We start from the raw sequence: 12,621 nt of genomic DNA, 5'->3' as shown, positions 1-12,621 counted from the left end.
ATTACACCTCCGCCTTTAATGTTTCTGCAATCCGCAGCGAGAGCGCCGCAATGGTCAAGGTACAGTTTACTGAGCCGACGGTCGGCATGACCGCGCTGCTGGCGATAAACAGGTTCTTATGGTCGTGGGTGCGACAGTCGGTATCCACCACCGAGTCTTTCGGGTCGTGGCCCATGATAGTGGTGCCGGTAATGTGGTTGTTATTAGCAAAGTCTTTGAAGTAAGTGATGTCGGTGCCGCCCATCAGGCGCGCAGCATCGGCATAGACTTTGTAGGTGTGCTCAGCACTTTTACGCACATAGTCGTCCATCGCGTAGTAGAACTCCGGCTTCGGAATGCCCAGTTTGTCCTTCTCAGTGGCACTCGGAATGATGCGGTTTTCCGCGTGCGGCAGGATCTCGTGGAAGCTGTCGAAACGCACGTAGCGCGAAGAACGATCGCGAATACGCTTGTCGAGGTCTGGCCCAAGGATCAGCTCGCCCTTTTGGCTCAGCAGACGCCCTGCTTCCTGATCGGTACGGGAGACGTTCGACAGGTGGATTTTCTTCGCGGCGTACTCTTTGCGGAAGTCACCGTCGCGGAAGCCCACCATGGAGGTCATCTCCTGCGGCCCGCGCCCCGGCCACAGCGGCTCGTTGGCGTAAAACTCAACGCCGACGCCCGGGTGGTCCATCAGGTTGCGGCCCACTTGGTCAGAACTGTTCCCCACGCCGTTAGGGTTCTTGTCATTGGTGGACATCAGCATCAGTTTAGGGATTTCGATGCCGTTGGCCGCCAACACGAAGTATTTCGCTTCAGCACGATGCTCATTGCCCTGCGGGTCTTTGAACAGCGCGGCGGTGATCTCCTGCTTGTCATTGACTTCCAGTTTGTACACCACGGATTCAGGACGCAGAACTGCACCGTTTTTCTCGGCTTTCTCAACGTGGGTGATGCCGTTGTACATCGCGCCAATCGGGCAGATCGGCATGCAGTTGTTATTACCACAGCAGGTCGGGCGGCCATCGTAAGGGCGGCTGTTACGCGCCACCGGCTCAGTCACTACATAGTAACCATTGTTGTTGAGCACGGTTTTCAGGCGCTGTTCGTTATAAGAGAGCGGCAGAGGTTCCATTGGGTATGGCGCGCTGCGCGGCGAACCCAGCTCTTCATTGTTCGGCCCCCACACGCCCAGCTCTTGCTCGGCGCGGAAGTACCATTTCTCCAGCTCGCCGTACTCCATCGGCCAGTCGCGGCCAACGCCGTAGAGGGATTTAATCTTGAAGTCGTTCGGCAGGAAGCGCCACGCGGAAGCCGCCCAGTGCCAGGTTGTGCCACCCACCACGCGGATAAACTGCGCGTCGTACGGGTGTTCACCCTTCTGAATCAGATAGTTATTGCTTGGATTCGCTTCAGGATGCGGCGCGTAGTCGGTAGACGGATACGGCTTCATGTTGTCCGACTTGTCGGCCTGATTGCGGAAATTTTCAACGATTTCCCAGCGAGACAGGCGCGGGCCTGCTTCCAAAATTAAGACGTTTTTCCCGGCTTTCGCCAGTTCGTTTGCCACCAGACCACCGGCAACGCCCGAGCCAATGACAACGACGTCAGCTTTTAATGTGTCAGCCATGTTTTTTTTCCTTAATTAAAGCGCGACATCGGGCTTGGCAGCCCAGTAGCCAGGACGATTGGTACAGTAAGAGCGGATCACCAGCACATCGGAGACCGCCTCAAACATCAGCGCTTTTTCATAAGTCACGACTGCAATGTCTTGCCCTTCACCCACCTGTCCCAAATACCAGCCTTGCAGGATAATGCGCGCGGCGTCTTTCTGTGGCTGAGCCCAGCTCGACGGCGCCCCGGCAGGCAGTGTTTGCAGTGAGTCCAACTGCGCGGCGATCTCAGGTTTGCGCTGTAAAATCGCCGCATACAGACGTTGGCCAATCACCGGGTTGAGGTGCTTTTTGCCGGTCAGCGCGCGGGAAATACGTAAGAACTTGTCGACATCAACTGGCGAAGGTTCGCCGTCGGCGGCAAAAGCTTTTAGCGGAACGGGCATCATCAGGCTGCTGGCCAGTCCGACGCCGATATAACCCAATAAGCGACGACGTGAAACGCCGCTGACGCGAAGCGTCTTCGAAGGGGTATCAGACATTGCATTTTCTCCTAAAAAACAGCGGGATGGCGGATGAACGGACATCCGTGGGCTGCGCCCTTCATCAACGCGCTGTCACCCTAACGGGTGAGTAAAGTGCACAATTCAATGGTTGTACGCGGTGTTATCTACCGGCTTGTATGATGCGGAGAGGATTATTTTTTATGCGCATCATTGTTATAAAAGTAGCCGATATGTAAAGAAACGTCGGCATGATACAACACGATATGCAGGGATAATATGTTGATGTGGTTCATTTCGTGCTAAATATTGATTTACACAAAAAATTAAATCAATAAATACAAGTAGTTAGTTGTTTTTTATTTATTTTATAGCGTGAAATAAATCAGCAAATTTTTCTTGTTTGATGCGCATTTTTTAGCTGTCTCAGGGCAGCCGTAATTTTTTACCCCTCTACGTCAAAAAATCTTGTTGTTGTTGATAGCACAGACTTTTATTTTGCTATTCTGCTTTCACGCCGTTTTTGATGATTATCGCACGGTGAAATTTGCTTTTAGTGCTATACATAATTTGACACGCCACTTACACACTTAAGGCTCCTCCAATGAAAAAAACGAAGATTTTGCAAGCTGCGCTCATTGCCGGTGCAGTATTGCTTGCAGGGTGTACAAGTCAGATCACTAAATCGGATAAATATTCTGGCTTCCTCGGCGATTATTCTGGTTTAAAAGAGACCAAAACACCGTCCGGAAAAACGGTATTACGCTGGGTTGATCCGTCCTTCAACGCCTCTAATTACTCCCATGTTCTCTATCAGCCGATCACTTTCTACCCTCAGCCTCAGCCGAATGCACAGATCGACAAACAAACTCTGGATGGCGTGCTGGATTACACCAATAACCGTCTGAAGTCGTCTATCGCGCAGCGTCTGCCACTGACCGACCACGCTGGTCCTCGCACCTTAATCTTTAAAGGCGCGATCACCGGGGTGAGCACTGCGGCAGAGGGTTTGCAGTTCTATGAAGTGATCCCAGTGGCGTTAGTTGTTGCCGGCGCAGAAACCGCCAGTGGCCACCGCACCCGCGATACCGAACTCTATTTCGAAGGTGAGCTGATCGATGCCAGCACCGGTAAAGTCGTGATGAAAGTGGTGCGTAAAGGCCTGGGTAAACAAGTCTCTAACGACAGCCAAAAAGTGACCCTGAACGACCTGAAAGGCGTGGTAGACAGCCTGGCGACCGACGCCGTGCAGTTCAACCCAGCCCCGCAAAAGTAAGTGTTCGAGTGGAAGTGAAAAAGCAGCCTGCGGGCTGCTTTTTTTGTTTTTAGGACGGGTGTTTGAGGGAAAGAGAGAGCCCCAAAGCTTTCAATACCGCCAGCGTGGTTTTCAACGTGGGATTGCCGTTTTGACTAAAAGAACGGTAAAGCTGCTCACGGGATAAACCCGTTTCCTGAGCAATATGCGTCATCCCCTTAGCGCGAGCGATAACGCCCAGCGCTTGAGCAATATAAGCTGAATCCCCGGTTTCTAGTGCGTCAGCCAGAAAAAACTCAATCTCTTCTTCATTGACCAATGCGCAGGCTGGATCATACGTCGTCAGCTTTTCAGTCATTGCCATTACTCCATGATTTGGCTAAATTTTTTGCAAGACAGATATCTCGCTTTTGAGAGGACTTATCTCCACCACATAGCAGCAAAATAATCTCCTTATGACGGAAAGATTGTAGTTTAAAAACCACACCCTCTCAATAGTTTATTTAATAACCATCCGTTGGTGCTTGAGAGTGTAACGACCATAGAGAAAAATAATCAGAAAATGGTTGGAAGGTGTCTCGCAATTTGGCATGTAATTTCATGAAAAATAGAGGATTAGTTAACTTCGACTTCATACTGATTACAAATTGCTATTTAATCAGCGAAGGGGATTACTCTTGATTATAAAAATGGAAGATTATGATGAGTATCATCAGTTATCAGGGACATACAGCAAAAATAGAATACAGCGATGATGATCGTTGCTTCGTAGGGCACATTCAAAATCTGAAAAATAACGTGGTTGGATTCCACGCAGCAGATCAGGTAGGGATACAGATAGCTTTCCAAGAAGCTGTAGATGATTATCGAGCGGCTACTGAGCACACAGATAAATCTGTTTAATCCCCTTCAGCCCTTCAACCTCCGAGTTCATGACTATACTTATCCTCAATGTTCACAAACCGGAGGATTAACATGACCATTCACAAGAAAGGACAGGCTCACTGGGAAGGTAACATTAAGGAAGGTAAAGGGACTATCTCCACGGAGAGTGGCGCTCTGGATAAACAACCCTATGGCTTCAATACCCGTTTTGAGGGTAAACCCGGCACTAACCCGGAAGAGCTGATTGGCGCGGCGCACGCGGCTTGCTTCTCTATGGCGCTCTCTTTGATGCTCACAGAGGCCGGACATGTCGCCAAAAGCATTGATACCGAGGCTAACGTCTCGTTAGATAAGGTGGACGGCGGATTCGCGATTAGCAAAGTCGCGCTGCAAAGCAAAGTGAAGCTGCCGGGGATTGATAAGGCGAAGTTCGACGAGATCATTCAGAAAGCCAAAGCCGGATGCCCGGTGTCCAAGCTGCTGAAAGCCGAAATCACCCTCGACTATCAGCTCGAAAACTAGAAATCGGTTCCCTGAAGAGGCATTGATCTGACATCAATGCCTGAATAAACAGTCACGAATGGCGGCACAAACACCACTGGCTTTATCAGGTGGAATCCCTCGGAACCAGATTCCAAGGGAGAAGAAGCTCGCTTTCGTGGCTGGTCAACGCCTTCCCTTCAATCTGATCGATTAACAACCCCGCACTTCTACACCCCATCTCCAACATCGGCTGCTGAATAGTGGTTAGCATTGGCAATGTGATTTCAGAACAGGGCACGCCGTCAAAACCGACAACCGACAACTGGTCGGGAATGGTTTTACCTGCTTTCACCGCGGCGTTAAGTGCGCCACAGGCCAGCATATCTGAAATACCAAAAATCGCGTCGCATGGCTCTTCGCCGGACATGAGTACCTCATAGGCGGTTGCACCCTCGGCGAAGCTCATCACATTGCGGGCATGCACGATTTTATGCCATGACAGCCCAGCCTCGGCGAGACTGTCGAGATAGCCCTGCTCACGCTCTTGCGCGTACTTATAGCCTTCGCGGGCGCTGATCATCGCGATACGCTTTTTGCCGGATTGAACTAAATGGTCGACGGCGGCACGGGCAGCGGAATAACTATCGATTGAAACAAAGGGCGCGACGCCCTGCTTGTACTCACCACACTGCACCCAAGGATGGCGACCAATGTGCTCTTTCAGCGCATCAATTTGGGTGGTGGCATCCATAGTAATGACGCCGTCCACGGTGCGTTCATGCAGCAGCTTGAGGTAGGCGGCTTCGCGCTGCGGGCTGGATTCTGAATTACACAGAATGATGTGATATCCGCGCCGCTCGGCCTCGGACTCTATTCCGCAGACCACCAGCGCACAGAACGGATTGCCAATACTTGAGACCATCACCAGCAGCATGCCGCTGTGCGAGTTCCTCAATTTTTGGCCGAGACGATTAGGATAAAAGCCTTCCTGCTCAACGACGCGCATGACTTTTTCACGAGTTTCGGGCTTTACCGGCCCGGTGCCATTAATCACCCGCGATACAGTCGCGGTCGAAACACCCGCAGCCTTCGCCACTTGCCGTATGTTTATCCTGCTCATGTTGCCTTCTCTTGAGATAAAGGTCTTGAAACAGTCGCAGGATAACATGTCTTCAGGCGCAAAAACGATCACGCCTCTCGCAGTTTACTCAATGAAAACTCTGGGCTTTGGCACCCTGTGCAGGCGCTTTAGCCGGCACGCTGTACATAATCAGCAGCATGGCGAGCAGTAAGATCACCGCCGAAGAGGAGAAGATACCGTTGGCCCCGTTGAGGTCAAACATCACTCCACCAAAGGCCGCACCGAGGCTGATGGCCAACTGAATCGCCGCCACAATCAGACCACCGGCGCTTTCTGCTTCGTCGGGCACCGCGCGCGTTACCCAGGTTGACCAGGCCACGGGAACGCCACCAAAAGCCATGCCCCACAGCGCCACCAGCGCGAAGTCCAGCACCGAAGATGAGCCGAAGAGCGCTAACAGAGCCGCAAGAACGGCCATCAGCGCGGGCATGGCAATCAGCATTAAACGCAGCCGATGCTCAAGCACTCGGCCAGCCAGCGCCGTACCGATAAAGTTCGCTACCCCAAAGCCCAACAGAATCGCCGACAGCGTATTCACGCCGACACCTGCCGCCTGCTCCAAAGCAGCCCGCATATAGGTGAAGAAAATAAAGTGGCCGGTGAAGACCAGAATGGTTGCCACCATAGCAATGCCGACCGAGGGACGGCGCAGCACGTCGATAATCGTTTTCAACCCGGCGCTGCCTTTAGCGGGCAGTGAAGGCAGGGTCAGCAACTGGGCGACAAAAGTCACCGCGCCGAGCGCGCTGGCAGCGAAAAACACGCTGCGCCAGCCGAACAGATTGCCGAAGTAGCTACCCATCGGCGCCGCCGCGATAGTGGCAACGGACACGCCGCTAAAGATGATCGACAGCGCCCTTGGCACTTTATCTTCAGGCACCAGTCGCATTGTCGTGGCCGCGGCCATGGTCCAAAAACCGCCCAGCGCGACACCCAACAGCACTCGGCCAATCAACACGGCAGTAAAGCCATTCGCCAGCGCCACGAACAGGTTAGCGACCACTAGCAGTAATGAGAAAGCCAGCAGCACATATTTGCGATCAATACCCTTGGTCGCGGCTGAAATCAGCAGGCTGGTGACCAACGCCACCGCCGCCGTGGTGGTCACGGCCTGCCCTGCCAACCCTTCTGACATATGCAGTCCGATTGCCATCGGGGTTAATAAACTGGCAGGCAAAAACTCCGCCGTGACCAGACTGAAAACGCCCATCGCCATAGCGAATACCGCGCCCCACGCAGGGTGAATCGCAGTCTGTGAATCAGTTGATGTTGAAGTTGAGTTCATAGGATTCATCAAATGTTGAGGATGCTCAGCAGGCGGCACGATGGCGTTTTAGTCGCAAAACTTGACGGCGCTCACCTTTCACTGTCGTGGCATCTTAGATTAGGTGTAACGCGTTACACAATGAGAGGGGCGGCTAAAAAGACACCAAAGGCATAAAATGACTAGTCGGGAGAACACAGTTTTAGCGGGTAATAAACTTCGACCTGAGGAGAAAGGCCCTCATTGCTCGAGGGCATTATCAATAATCCAAGCCCATCATCCCGGAGCGCCAGACGCTGGTCGTGCGGATCAGGGTTTTATCTCGCAGGAAATTAATCAGGGTTGAGATAAGCCGGTCATGGCGATTTTCGGCGCGAGTGATGATGTATGAGTGGCGGCGCAAGGGCTGAGGCAACTCCAGAATACGGATATTTTCAGGCACCGGCAGCACCGACAGCCACGGCATAACCGAAAAACCAATCCCCTGATTTACCAGCCCAACAATGCCGCTATCGCTGGCAAGTTTGTGCGTGGCCTCATTACGCAGGCCCATTTCCCGACATCGTTCAATCACCGTGGTCAATGTATTAACGCTGGGCTGGATGAAAGGCAAAGTCTCCAGCTGCTGCCAGCTGAACGGATGTTTTAGCCGAAACGAACGCGGGACCATCAGCACGTAAGGGTCGCTGACATAGGGCACGCTGTGCATATCGGGCAACTGACCGTTTATCGTCACACCAATATCGGCGCGCCCCGACGCCACGGCTTCGTCAATATGGTGGTACTCGGTGGCGCTATCATCAATGTCCAGATGGATGTCCGGCCACGACTTGGCCAACGCTTCCAGACAGGGTGGCAGGATATAAGCCGTCGCGCTGCGAAAGCAGGCGACACGCAGTCGGCCAGCTATTTGCGGCATCTCTGCGGCGACTTGCTCAATGCCCGCCAGCAGTTGCATCACTTTTTGCGCATCTTGCAGGATGCGAGTACAGGCCGGAGTCGGCACACATCCGGTGCGGGAACGGTGTAACAGTCTAGTCTTGAGGTGCTGCTCCAGCTCGGCAATGGCGTGACTGATGCGCGACTGCGTGCAGCCTAATACCGCAGCTGCGGCGCTAAAACCGTTGTTTTCCACTACAGCAATCAACATTTCCAGCTGATTGAGCTTTATCTTGGACATTGTGTCAGTCAGTTCTCAGGATCAGGTTGCAATGACAAATCGAATTTCTTCATAGAAGCATCAAACATATCACGATTTTCGGTTGCCGGTCATGGGAGGGATTTTCATGATGTAGGCAGAGCGGGAAGCCGTCACTCCCCTCTCCGAGAGACCAAACTAATAAGAAATCACCTTAAGCAATAAGTTTTTAAAGGACATCTGAGCATGCCGGGCATCATCAACTACGGGACCTTCGTCCTGTCATTCATTTTTATGTTAATTATCCCGGGGCCGGGCAATCTGATACTGATCACCAGCACCAGTAAAGGCGGGCCGCGCAGCGGGTTGCTCTGTCTGTTTGGCATCATCTTCGGCGATCAGGTACTGCTGTGGCTGGCGATCGCAGGCGTAGCTGCCCTGCTCGACTCTTCTCCCCATGTGTTTCAAGCCATTAAATGGCTGGGGGCGGCCTATTTGCTGTGGCTCGGCGCACAACTGCTGATGAAGTCGCGCACCAGCGCCCCTCCCCCGCCGGTGACGCGCAAGAGAACGCCTTTCCTGCAAGGCGTGGTCATCACCCTGACCAATCCCAAACCGATTCTTTTTTACGTAATGTTCTTGCCACTGTTTATCGACCCGGTTCACAGCCAGGGCCTGCTAACTTTCGGCACGCTGGCGGGCACCGCCGCCATACTGACGCTAATCTACGGCACCATTATGATTGCCCTGACTTCATCACTGGCCGAAAAGGTCAAAGCCCGCCCCAGCATGATCTTCATACTGGAGAAAACCGCCGGGCTGTTCCTCGCTATCTTCGCGATAAAGCTGGCGTTTTTTAATTGAAGTTGGCTTGAGGGAAGGCGTAAAAAAGCCCGCGTTTGCGGGCTAAAAAGCTTACCAAACCATCACCACCACACCTCGGCTTGCACCCCTGCCATGAACTCGTTTTTGCTGTTGTCATTGAATCTGAACTGCGACAGTTCGTTGTCCAGAATGCTGAGATAGGTGCCGTAGAAACGGATTTCTGGGCGGGAGCCGAGCAGGCTTGGGCCAACTTTCAACGCGTGGTAGAGCGTGGTTTTATAGCCAGACTCTTTCAGGTCTTCACCCTGTTCGGTTTTGTTTTTCTGAGTAAACCAACTTAACTCGACGCCAGTTTGGTTCCAGGTATCCCAAATCCATGCCGGGCGAACGGCAGCGCGGAAGCTATTGAAATCACTGTGCGCCCCGCTCTCATAGCTATAAACATCACTGCCGTGCGACCAGACCAGCGCGTTAGCCATGATGATTCTGTCGGCGAGATACATTTCCCCCTGCGAGATCAGGCGCCATGCAATGCCGTTAGTTTGGTCGCCATAGTAATAACGCCCCTGCGCCATGGAGTTACTGGCCCCAGAGAAGTTGGCGAAACTGCTGGCATAGGAGTTATTGGCCACCTGTAGCGTGAACTCATTGAAAGCGTCGCGAGGCAGTTCTTGGCGGACGATGGCGGTGGTCATCCAGGTGTCTTTCAGCTTAAAGAAGTCGCCACTTTCTTCGTTGTCCCTCTGTTCGTCAGTTTTGTTGGCGAAAGCATATTTCGCCATCAGTGACAACGAGCCATCCTGCCACAGCGGAATATTGCGATAGCGTAAGTCCACCGAGTTGGTGTTCATCTGCGTGGTGCGGTTGAAATCCCGTGAATAAACATCCACGTCATTACGGCTCAGTGACGCATCTAACTGGCCCGGACCCAAGTCCCAGTTCTGAATCCCCACGGCGGCGGCGACGTCGGTAGTTAACGATTTCCAGTCGAGCATTTGGATTTCGTATTCCGGCAATTTATGTTTGCCTACCCAAAAATCAGCCTCTTGGGCGAACGGCAGGAAGCCACGAGTGGTCAGGAATATATCGCTGAATTGCAGGATATTTTCATTATTGGTATCGCCAAACCAGGCATCGTTGTACTGCTCGCCGACGTTGCCGTCATAGGTGACGATGGCGTTAGCGGTTTTGCCGTCCTGATTATAGACGCGCTGATTGAGGGTTAAATCGAACCAGCCGCTCATTTCGTTGCCGAAACGGCCCAGCGAGCCTGCGGCATAAGTTTGTGCCGATCCGCGATTAGAGGCCGCCCAGCCGGAGCGGAAATAACCCTCGTAGCTGAAGCCAATATCATCTTTAATAAATTTACTGATATCCGTCAGGGTGACGTTTTCAACGCTGGTTTTTCCGCCATCGTTATTCACCACCGCGACTTTTTGCGAGCCTTTCACCGGCGTTCGAGCCTTCGCCGTTCCGAGATGATTATTTTCGTTTTCAATATTATCCGCCACCGGCGAAAGTGCAGTTTGGGTGGTTGGCGATTGTACTGTTGGCCTATAGCCATTAGTGCCGCCCTGTAATTGCGTCACTCTGTCTTTATAGACCGCCAGCTCGGCCTGTGTTTTTTTAAGTTCTGACTTATTCTCCGATAATTGATTCTCAAGCAGTTCAAGGCGCTGCTCGACGGTTAATTTCGCAGCCATAACATCGGTAGAGGATAAAGCAAGAAGTATTGATAAATACAACAATCTAACTTTCAGTGAATGTGAAGGCATTATAGTATCCCAGAAATATAATTATTATTTGCCTTTAACCATTGCGGCTAAAGGCGGGTGAAATTAAGCAAAGACTTCTTTTCGTAAACTAATAATTTCTTTCGCCAGATCCTGACACAGCATGGCGGTCATTAAATGATCTTGAGCGTGGACCAGAATCAGGTTGACGTTTATTTTGCCGCAACCTTCATCCTGACCGATTAATGCCGTTTGGATCTTATGTGCCTCGCGGCAGGCAGTTTCGGAGGACTCCATCAACTGTTCGGCTTCATCCCATGATTTTTGGCGCGAGGCTTTTATGGCCTCCATGGCATCTGAACGCGCCTGCCCGGCGTAAATAAGCAGTTCCATAACGGTACTTTCATCAGCAAACATCTTGCTTCTCCTTGATCTATTATTGTGCGGCCTGCGCGGCGTTAACCTTATTGGCAGCGATAACGAAAGGTAGATAAATTAATGTCGAAATGGCCAGGCAGAGCATGCCGACAAATAGCGCCATCCAATTCCCTCCCGTGCCGAAGAAGGCAATTAATGGGCCGGGCGTTGTCCAAGGGACGGCATAAGCAATTGGCGGGATAATTTCTAAACTCACAAAGAAATAGCCAACAATCGAGTTAACAAATGGCGCCATAATAAAAGGAATAATAAGAATAGGGTTGAGTACTATCGGCAGGCCAAAAATAATCGGCTCATTAATATTAAAGAGCCCCGGCACAAAGGCCATTTTTGCCATATCGCGATAATCAGCACGGCGCGAGGCAATAAAAATTGCCAGCACCAGACCCAGCGTCATGCCCGAACCACCATAGTTGGCGAAGGCATCGTTAATGCCGCCCCAGGTGATGGGATATGGTGCGCCCCAAGTGGTGCCGTTGTTGGCGGCGAAAGAGAGGTTTTCAAGATTAGCTTCGGAGAAAATCGTTTCACGGACCGCCGCTACGGTGTTCGGGCCATGAATACCCAGCACCCAAAGGAAGTTAGCCACCACGCCAAGTATAAGAACCGTAACAATATTGGTTCCCATGTTTTTCAGCGGGGCTTGAATGAAGTTGTAAATTAGCTCGTTCAGGCCATTGGGTGATATTTTGGTCAGGCAGTAGTTAACCACCGAGAAAAACACCATCACGAAGAAAATAGGGATAAGGACTTTAAAGGAGCGCGCCACGGCGGGCGGCACCGTGTCCGGCATGGTGATGGTAATTTTAGGGTTGCGCGCCAGACGGCAGAAAATCTCGCTGGTCAGCATCGCCACTATAATGGCAACAAATAGCCCCTGTGGACCCAGATATTGCGTGGTTAAATAGGCTTGCTCCCCTTCCATATGATAAGGGGTATAAACCACAAAGAAAGCGCCGATGGCCGTCAGACCACATAATAGGTCATCCTGCTGATAGCTAATCGCGATATTTCTCGCTACCAGAAAGGTGATCATAATAGACATGATATTCACCGAGCCATTCATGACCGGTGCAAAGATATTTTGTGCTTCGGCTAAATTCGGGAATATCGTCCCCAAATGCAGAATAGAAGCAATAAAACCTTCCGGCGAGAGAATCGCAAAGTTAATTAACACGATAAGGGAGCTTGCCATTACGATGGGGAATGACAAAATAAACGCATCGCGAATAGCAGAGACGTGTATCTGAGAATTTAATTTAATCGCGATTGGAACAAGGATCTTCTCCATACCGCGTTCAAAGGCATTCATTAAACTCATGATGAGTCCTTTTATAGTAGAATGAATTATTAAACGTGCACTT

Annotated in this window: 13 protein-coding genes; 4 read left to right on the top strand and 9 right to left on the bottom strand. The window is 51.5% G+C overall.

Annotated features, from left to right (window positions below):
• Window position 1: 1 nt before the first annotated feature.
• Together SBO83_RS00930 and SBO83_RS00925 are read right to left on the bottom strand one after the other, a co-directional pair.
• Window positions 2-1,609 (bottom strand): GMC family oxidoreductase, encoded by a 1,608-nt coding sequence (locus tag SBO83_RS00930; protein WP_353501261.1) that lies wholly within the window; start codon window positions 1,607-1,609, stop codon window positions 2-4.
• Window positions 1,610-1,624: 15 nt separating this feature from the next.
• The gene (locus SBO83_RS00925; RefSeq protein WP_396130169.1) at window positions 1,625-2,134 is read right to left on the bottom strand and encodes a sugar dehydrogenase complex small subunit; all 510 of its coding nucleotides are present in this window, start codon (window positions 2,132-2,134) and stop codon (window positions 1,625-1,627) included.
• Between the two features lie 565 nt (window positions 2,135-2,699).
• On the opposite strand from SBO83_RS00925, the gene SBO83_RS00920 reads away from it, so the two are divergent.
• Window positions 2,700-3,371 (top strand): DUF3313 domain-containing protein, encoded by a 672-nt coding sequence (locus SBO83_RS00920; RefSeq protein ID WP_396130168.1) that lies wholly within the window; start codon window positions 2,700-2,702, stop codon window positions 3,369-3,371.
• Between the two features lie 49 nt (window positions 3,372-3,420).
• On the opposite strand, the gene SBO83_RS00915 is transcribed toward SBO83_RS00920, so the two are convergent.
• Window positions 3,421-3,708, bottom strand: a complete 288-nt coding sequence (locus SBO83_RS00915; RefSeq protein ID WP_195723751.1) for an addiction module antidote protein — start codon at window positions 3,706-3,708, stop codon at window positions 3,421-3,423.
• A 341-nt stretch (window positions 3,709-4,049) separates the two neighbouring features.
• Here SBO83_RS00915 and SBO83_RS00910 point away from each other — a divergent pair, with 341 nt between their 5' ends.
• Both SBO83_RS00910 and SBO83_RS00905 read left to right on the top strand, forming a co-directional pair.
• On the top strand, window positions 4,050-4,253 hold the full coding sequence (locus tag SBO83_RS00910; protein WP_396130167.1) for a hypothetical protein: 204 nt from the start codon (window positions 4,050-4,052) through the stop codon (window positions 4,251-4,253).
• Between the two features lie 72 nt (window positions 4,254-4,325).
• A complete protein-coding gene (locus SBO83_RS00905; RefSeq protein ID WP_034788271.1) occupies window positions 4,326-4,757 on the top strand; it encodes an OsmC family protein in 432 nt (143 codons plus the stop codon).
• Between the two features lie 85 nt (window positions 4,758-4,842).
• On the opposite strand, the gene SBO83_RS00900 is transcribed toward SBO83_RS00905, so the two are convergent.
• From SBO83_RS00900 to SBO83_RS00890, 3 genes are all read right to left on the bottom strand, one after another.
• On the bottom strand, window positions 4,843-5,838 hold the full coding sequence (locus tag SBO83_RS00900; protein ID WP_396130166.1) for a substrate-binding domain-containing protein: 996 nt from the start codon (window positions 5,836-5,838) through the stop codon (window positions 4,843-4,845).
• A gap of 88 nt (window positions 5,839-5,926) precedes the next feature.
• Complete coding sequence (locus SBO83_RS00895; RefSeq protein ID WP_396130165.1) at window positions 5,927-7,144, bottom strand: MFS transporter; 1,218 nt, start codon at window positions 7,142-7,144, stop codon at window positions 5,927-5,929.
• Between the two features lie 238 nt (window positions 7,145-7,382).
• Window positions 7,383-8,303: a LysR substrate-binding domain-containing protein gene (locus tag SBO83_RS00890; protein WP_396130164.1), complete on the bottom strand. Its 921-nt coding sequence runs from the start codon at window positions 8,301-8,303 to the stop codon at window positions 7,383-7,385.
• A gap of 204 nt (window positions 8,304-8,507) precedes the next feature.
• Here SBO83_RS00890 and SBO83_RS00885 point away from each other — a divergent pair, with 204 nt between their 5' ends.
• Window positions 8,508-9,125, top strand: a complete 618-nt coding sequence (locus tag SBO83_RS00885; protein ID WP_185688346.1) for a LysE family translocator — start codon at window positions 8,508-8,510, stop codon at window positions 9,123-9,125.
• A 62-nt stretch (window positions 9,126-9,187) separates the two neighbouring features.
• On the opposite strand, the gene SBO83_RS00880 is transcribed toward SBO83_RS00885, so the two are convergent.
• The 3 genes from SBO83_RS00880 to SBO83_RS00870 all read right to left on the bottom strand — a co-directional run bounded on the left by SBO83_RS00880 (window position 9,188) and on the right by SBO83_RS00870 (window position 12,578).
• Window positions 9,188-10,861, bottom strand: coding sequence for a carbohydrate porin (locus SBO83_RS00880; RefSeq protein WP_396130163.1), 1,674 nt, complete (start codon window positions 10,859-10,861; stop codon window positions 9,188-9,190).
• A gap of 63 nt (window positions 10,862-10,924) precedes the next feature.
• On the bottom strand, window positions 10,925-11,236 hold the full coding sequence (locus SBO83_RS00875; protein ID WP_396130162.1) for a PTS lactose/cellobiose transporter subunit IIA: 312 nt from the start codon (window positions 11,234-11,236) through the stop codon (window positions 10,925-10,927).
• Between the two features lie 19 nt (window positions 11,237-11,255).
• Window positions 11,256-12,578: a PTS sugar transporter subunit IIC gene (locus tag SBO83_RS00870; RefSeq protein ID WP_353501251.1), complete on the bottom strand. Its 1,323-nt coding sequence runs from the start codon at window positions 12,576-12,578 to the stop codon at window positions 11,256-11,258.
• Window positions 12,579-12,621: the final 43 nt, after the last annotated feature.

Origin of the sequence: Ewingella allii (assembly GCF_044430645.1) — a bacterium.
Classification (GTDB): Bacteria; Pseudomonadota; Gammaproteobacteria; order Enterobacterales; family Enterobacteriaceae; genus Ewingella; species Ewingella allii.
The sequence above is the reverse complement of the archived record's forward strand: the minus strand, read 5'-3'. Positions and strand labels throughout refer to the sequence as shown.

Coding starts and splice junctions, on each gene's coding strand:
- SBO83_RS00925 (WP_396130169.1), bottom strand. CDS start 2,134: ATGTCTGATACCCCTTCGAAGACGCTTCGCGTCAGCGGCGTTTCACGT.
- SBO83_RS00930 (WP_353501261.1), bottom strand. CDS start 1,609: ATGGCTGACACATTAAAAGCTGACGTCGTTGTCATTGGCTCGGGCGTT.
- SBO83_RS00880 (WP_396130163.1), bottom strand. CDS start 10,861: ATGCCTTCACATTCACTGAAAGTTAGATTGTTGTATTTATCAATACTT.
- SBO83_RS00895 (WP_396130165.1), bottom strand. CDS start 7,144: ATGAACTCAACTTCAACATCAACTGATTCACAGACTGCGATTCACCCT.
- SBO83_RS00915 (WP_195723751.1), bottom strand. CDS start 3,708: ATGACTGAAAAGCTGACGACGTATGATCCAGCCTGCGCATTGGTCAAT.
- SBO83_RS00885 (WP_185688346.1), top strand. CDS start 8,508: ATGCCGGGCATCATCAACTACGGGACCTTCGTCCTGTCATTCATTTTT.
- SBO83_RS00890 (WP_396130164.1), bottom strand. CDS start 8,303: ATGTCCAAGATAAAGCTCAATCAGCTGGAAATGTTGATTGCTGTAGTG.
- SBO83_RS00920 (WP_396130168.1), top strand. CDS start 2,700: ATGAAAAAAACGAAGATTTTGCAAGCTGCGCTCATTGCCGGTGCAGTA.
- SBO83_RS00900 (WP_396130166.1), bottom strand. CDS start 5,838: ATGAGCAGGATAAACATACGGCAAGTGGCGAAGGCTGCGGGTGTTTCG.
- SBO83_RS00905 (WP_034788271.1), top strand. CDS start 4,326: ATGACCATTCACAAGAAAGGACAGGCTCACTGGGAAGGTAACATTAAG.
- SBO83_RS00875 (WP_396130162.1), bottom strand. CDS start 11,236: ATGTTTGCTGATGAAAGTACCGTTATGGAACTGCTTATTTACGCCGGG.
- SBO83_RS00870 (WP_353501251.1), bottom strand. CDS start 12,578: ATGAGTTTAATGAATGCCTTTGAACGCGGTATGGAGAAGATCCTTGTT.
- SBO83_RS00910 (WP_396130167.1), top strand. CDS start 4,050: ATGATGAGTATCATCAGTTATCAGGGACATACAGCAAAAATAGAATAC.